The organism is Streptomyces sp. WM4235, assembly GCF_001279725.1.
In the GTDB taxonomy this organism is placed as follows: Bacteria; Actinomycetota; Actinomycetes; order Streptomycetales; family Streptomycetaceae; genus Streptomyces.
Window position 1 is genome coordinate 1 of record NZ_LGDE01000105.1, and the last position, 4,600, is coordinate 4,600.

Annotated in this window: 5 protein-coding genes; all 5 read left to right on the plus strand. The window is 71.7% G+C overall.

Going from position 1 to position 4,600, the window contains the following annotated elements; all coding sequences use genetic code 11:
- Positions 1-368 precede the first annotated feature (368 nt).
- A complete protein-coding gene (locus ADK55_RS10565) occupies positions 369-920 on the plus strand; it encodes a winged helix-turn-helix domain-containing protein (protein WP_053677346.1) in 552 nt (183 codons plus the stop codon).
- Positions 921-1,113: 193 nt separating this feature from the next.
- The gene (locus tag ADK55_RS10570) at positions 1,114-2,394 is read left to right on the plus strand and encodes a peptide ligase PGM1-related protein (protein WP_053677348.1); all 1,281 of its coding nucleotides are present in this window, start codon (positions 1,114-1,116) and stop codon (positions 2,392-2,394) included.
- A gap of 177 nt (positions 2,395-2,571) precedes the next feature.
- A complete protein-coding gene (locus ADK55_RS10575; protein ID WP_078998751.1) occupies positions 2,572-3,633 on the plus strand; it encodes a fatty acid desaturase family protein in 1,062 nt (353 codons plus the stop codon).
- Positions 3,634-3,962: 329 nt separating this feature from the next.
- Positions 3,963-4,133: a hypothetical protein gene (locus tag ADK55_RS38470; protein ID WP_159041349.1), complete on the plus strand. Its 171-nt coding sequence runs from the start codon at positions 3,963-3,965 to the stop codon at positions 4,131-4,133.
- Positions 4,130-4,396, plus strand: coding sequence for a DUF4235 domain-containing protein (locus ADK55_RS10580; RefSeq protein ID WP_053677353.1), 267 nt, complete (start codon positions 4,130-4,132; stop codon positions 4,394-4,396). The genes ADK55_RS38470 and ADK55_RS10580 overlap by 4 nt, the downstream gene beginning before the upstream one ends.
- Positions 4,397-4,600 lie beyond the last annotated feature (204 nt).

Genomic DNA, 4,600 nt, shown 5'->3' on the forward strand with positions numbered 1-4,600 from the left:
CGGTAGGAAAGTATTGACGCACGCCGGTCGAGCACCTCACGATGTGACCATGCCCCCGTCGCAGCCGTTGCTCGTACGCCGCAGGCACGTTGACTTCCGTCTCGTCGCCGGCGCGGTCTGCCGACCCTTCTAGGGCTTTCCGTCAGGGCACTTCACGTGACGCGCGCCGACCTCTCGGCTGTCGTTCTCCCGCTGTGCGCACGCCTTCCCTCCCCGATCCGGCAGTCGACTCCGGCTCGCCGTGACGCCGTGGTCGCCCGGCGTGCGGCGACCCCGTCCCCGCGGGTCGAAGCAGCCGCGCCCGCCCCCCTGACGCGGCCGAACTCCCGGTATCCGTAACCCACTCCGAGCAGCCGAAGGGGCTCATCGTGACCACCGCGCCTCCCGCACCCTCCGCCCACCGTTCCCCGACCTCCCGCCTCCAACTGGTCGGCGGCCGTCCGCCCGGCACCCCTGTCGACGGGACCGTCGACGGCCGCGTCGGATACCTCGTGTTCCTGCCGGCGGACGTCGACCCGGCTGCGCTGATGAGATCGCACGGCATCCGCCCTGAGGGCCGGCCCGTCGAACCCGCGAGCCCTCCGGCTCCCGAGTCGGCACCGGTGCCCCGCCACGAACGGGTTCACACCGACGGTGCCATCCGGATCGACCCGGCCCGTCGGCTGGTCGAGGTCGACGGGCGCGAACTGGAACCCCCGTACATGGGGTTCGCCCTCCTGGCCCCCCTGGGGACCCACCCGAACACGGTGCACACCCGCGACGCCCTCATCTCGGGCATCTGGGGCTACGGGCGCATCGGCGACGGCCGCACCGTCGACGTCCACATCGCCCGACTGCGCGGCAAGCTCGGCCCCGCCCACCGGGGCCGCATCTCCACGGTGCGCCGCGTCGGCTACAGGTACGTGCCCGCTCACCGGTAGCCCCCCGCGCCGGAACGAGGATCCCTCCGTACGAGATGAGTCGAATGGGTGTGCGGGGAGGTCGAGGTCCCGCCGGGGCCGGGTCGTGGCTCGCAAGGGTGAGGGGACGCGCCCACGCGTCTCGGACCGGCCGGCGCGGGTAGCAGTGGAACAGGCGACGGAAGAGGAGCGGCGATGAATGAGGCGGGTCCGGATGAGTGAGGCGGGTCCGTTCGTCGTTTTCGCGAACTTCCTCTCGGACCTGGCGGTCGATCTCGGCGAGGGGCACGTGCTGACGCGGTGGGCACAGCAGGCGCCGCGGAAGGCGTGGTTGCTGCGGCCCGGGGACGTACTCGTCACCCCGGTGCCCCTGAGCGGGGAGTTCCTGCGGTACGTGGGCGACCTCACGGGGGTGCCCCCGGAGACGGTCACGGTCGTCGAGGTACCCCCGTCCGGCGCCGTCCCCCTGGCGCGGGCGGTGCGCGAGGCCGGTCTCGCCGAACACGTCCGGGCTCTCGCCGCCGACCGCGGGGCGGCACTGTTGCCGACGGCGCTCGACGCTTCGGCGATCACGTTCGCCCGGGACCTCGGCCTCACGGTGCACCCCTACCCGACGGTCGACGCCGCGGCGGCCGCCCTGAAGACGACCATGCTGCTCAACACCAAGGCCGGCTTCCGCGAGGCGGCCGACCACCTGGGGATGCGGCTGCCGACAGGACGGGTGTGCCGGCGCCCCGAGACGGAGGGCGTCGTCCGCGAGCTCCTGGAGAGCCACGAACGCGTCGTGGTCAAGCCCGACCGGTCCGCGGGAGGGCATGGTCTGCGCTTCGTGTCCCGCGAGGACCTGCGGGGCGGGGCGGCCCTGGAGCTCGACACCGTCGGCGGCCCCGAGGGCACGTGGGTGGTGGAGGAATGCCTCGACGTGGTCGAGTCGGTGAGCATCCAACTGGAGACCACCGCATCCGGGACACACACCCTGTTCAGCGGCGCGATGCGTACCACCGACGGATCCTTCACGGGATACCTCTCCCCGCTGCCGCCGTCCTCGGCACATCCGGCCGAGGAACTGGAGAAGTGGGGGACGGCCCTGGGCCGCCATCTCGCCGACCACGGCTACGCCGGGCCGTTCGGAGTCGACGCGCTGGTGAACGCGGACGGTGAGGCGTACGCGAGCGAGAGCAACATCCGCCGTACCGCCACCACGACCCCGCACGCCATGGTCACCCGCCTGACGGCGGCATCGCCCGTCACCCGTCCGGCCTGGTCGGTGGCCACGGGACGGACGCGGCGCCCCTTCGGCTTCGAGGCGGCCCTCGACCGGGTGCGCGAACACCGCCTCGCCTTCGACCCGGCGAGCGGCGAGGGCGTCGTCCTCTACGCGGACGCTCCGCCCGACGGCCGCTCCTGGCGGTACGCGGTGATCGCCGAAAGCGCGGGGGACGTGGCGGAACGGGAAGCCGCGCTGGCCGACGCCCTCGACTTCGAGGGCCGCTGACCCCCGCGCGAGGCGCCGCGAGGCCCCGCGAGACCCGGGGAATGCCGCGGGATCCCGGGCGTCGCCTTCCGCGCGGGAAACCGCACGTCAACTCCACGAATGCGGGTAGGCGCAGTGGACAGAGCCGCCGGTGCGCCGGTTTCGGCATCGACGGCCAACGGAAAGTGACTTCTGATCATGAATTCGCAGCAGAGGGTGCGTCCTCCGCCCGAGCCGGGGGCGCCCACCCCGGGAGGGACGGGGAGCGATTTCGCCCGACTCTCCAGGAAGATCCAGGCAGCCGGACTGATGGCCCGACGCCCCGGCTACTACACGCTCCGCATCGCCACCGTGACAGGCCTCTACGGCTTGGGCTGGGTGGCGTTCGTGTTGGTCGGCGACAGCTGGTGGACACTCGTCGTCGCCGCCTTCCTCGCCTTCGTGTTCGGTCAGGTCGCACTTCTGGCCCACGACGTCGCACATCGGCAGGTCTTCCGCCTGCGCAAGGCCGGCGAAGTGTCCGGGCGCCTCGCCGGGAACCTCGGCATCGGCATGGGGTACGGCTGGTGGCAGGACAAGCACACCCGACACCACGCCAATCCGAACCACGAGGATCTCGATCCCGACCTCGATCCCGACATCCTCGTCTGGACACAGGACCAGGCGCGCGCCGCGAAGGGGCTGCCACGGCTCCTGGGCCGCTCCCAGGCGCTCCTGTTCTTCCCGCTGCTCACGCTGGAAGGGTTCAACCTGCACGTGTCCGGACTCCGGTCGCTCGCCGACAAGTCCCTCAGGAACCGGGCCTGGGAAGGCGCCCTCCTCATCGGCCACATCGCGGCCTATCTCGGCGCACTGTTCCTGGTGCTTCCGCCCGGCAAGGCGATCGTGTTCCTGCTCGTCCACCAGTGCCTCTTCGGCGTCTACCTCGGTTCGATCTTCGCCCCGAACCACAAGGGCATGCCGACCCTGCGGGGAACGGACCGCCCCGACTTCCTGCGCCGCCAGGTGCTGACCTCGCGCGACGTGCGCGGCGGCCTGTTCACCGACATCGTTCTCGGCGGCCTGAACTACCAGATCGAGCACCACCTCTTCCCCAGCATGCCCAGCCCGCACCTGCGCAGGGCCCAGGCCATCGTGCGCGGTCACTGCCAGGAGCTCGGCGTCAGCCACCTGGAGACCGGCCTGATCGAGTCCTACCGGCAGACCCTGGCCAGCCTCCACCACGCGGGCGCCCCCATCCGGGAGGCCCGCACCGCCTGACGGCCCCGGCGTCGTCACCGTACGTGTCCGCATGGAGCCCCATTCGCTGCCGGGCCGATTCCATTCCCCTGCCGGATTCTCCGCCCCGGGCGGGTGTCCGGTCGTTTGTCGGGTAGGCGCGTCACAACGACGATGTGCGCGTCCTTCGAGAAACGACTTCCGACAGGAAAAGCCACCGCTTGCGTTTTCTCGCGTCGGCTGTCCATTCCCGGAGGATCGCCGCCGGTGCAGGGAAAGAGGCGGATCGCACGATTCGACCTTCCTTTCCCGAGCAGGGCCATCGACAGCGTCGAGGCCGATCCGGCCGAGAATGAGGAGAAGGTCCACCGATGACGAAAAACCGCCGAAACGATGTCGGCACGCCCACGCCGGTGGAGCCGCGCGACCCGGCCGAGCGCCCGCCCTCGGCGCCCGACGGCCGGACGCCACTGCTCGCCGTCGGCGGGGCGGCCCCGCTGGCCCTCCTGCTGGTGTGCCGCGGCCGGGGGCACCGGCGATGAAGGCGGCCACCCTCGCCTACAAGCCGGTGGGGCTGGCTCTGGGCGCCGCCGGCGGCATGATCGCGGGCGCCCTGTTCCGGCAGATCTGGAAGCTCGTCGAAGGTGACGGGGACGCCCCCAACGCCACGGACGAGGAACGGACCTGGCGGCAGATCCTCATCGCCGCCGCCATCCAGGGCGCCATCTTCGCCGTGGTCAAAGCCGCGGTCGACCGCTCGGGCGCCGTGGCCGCCCGGCGCCTCACGGGGACCTGGCCGGGCTGAGCGCGGCGGTGTCGACCCGTGCGGCGGGACGGGCCCGCGCCCGATCGACCGGCTCGTGTGACCTCACGTCGTTCCCACGCGTGGCGCCGCGGGACGGCGCCCGATTCTTTCGATTCCTTCGACGAATTCGAGAACAGGAGCATTCGGTGACCAGCGGCCGATCAGTCCGCCCGACCATGTCCACCCCCACCCCCACCCCCATAC

Bases quoted from the DNA above. Each gene is read 5' to 3' on its own strand.
- ADK55_RS10570 (WP_053677348.1), top strand. From the start codon at position 1,114: ATGAGTGAGGCGGGTCCGTTCGTCGTTTTCGCGAACTTCCTCTCGGAC.
- ADK55_RS38470 (WP_159041349.1), top strand. From the start codon at position 3,963: ATGACGAAAAACCGCCGAAACGATGTCGGCACGCCCACGCCGGTGGAG.
- ADK55_RS10580 (WP_053677353.1), top strand. From the start codon at position 4,130: ATGAAGGCGGCCACCCTCGCCTACAAGCCGGTGGGGCTGGCTCTGGGC.
- ADK55_RS10575 (WP_078998751.1), top strand. From the start codon at position 2,572: ATGAATTCGCAGCAGAGGGTGCGTCCTCCGCCCGAGCCGGGGGCGCCC.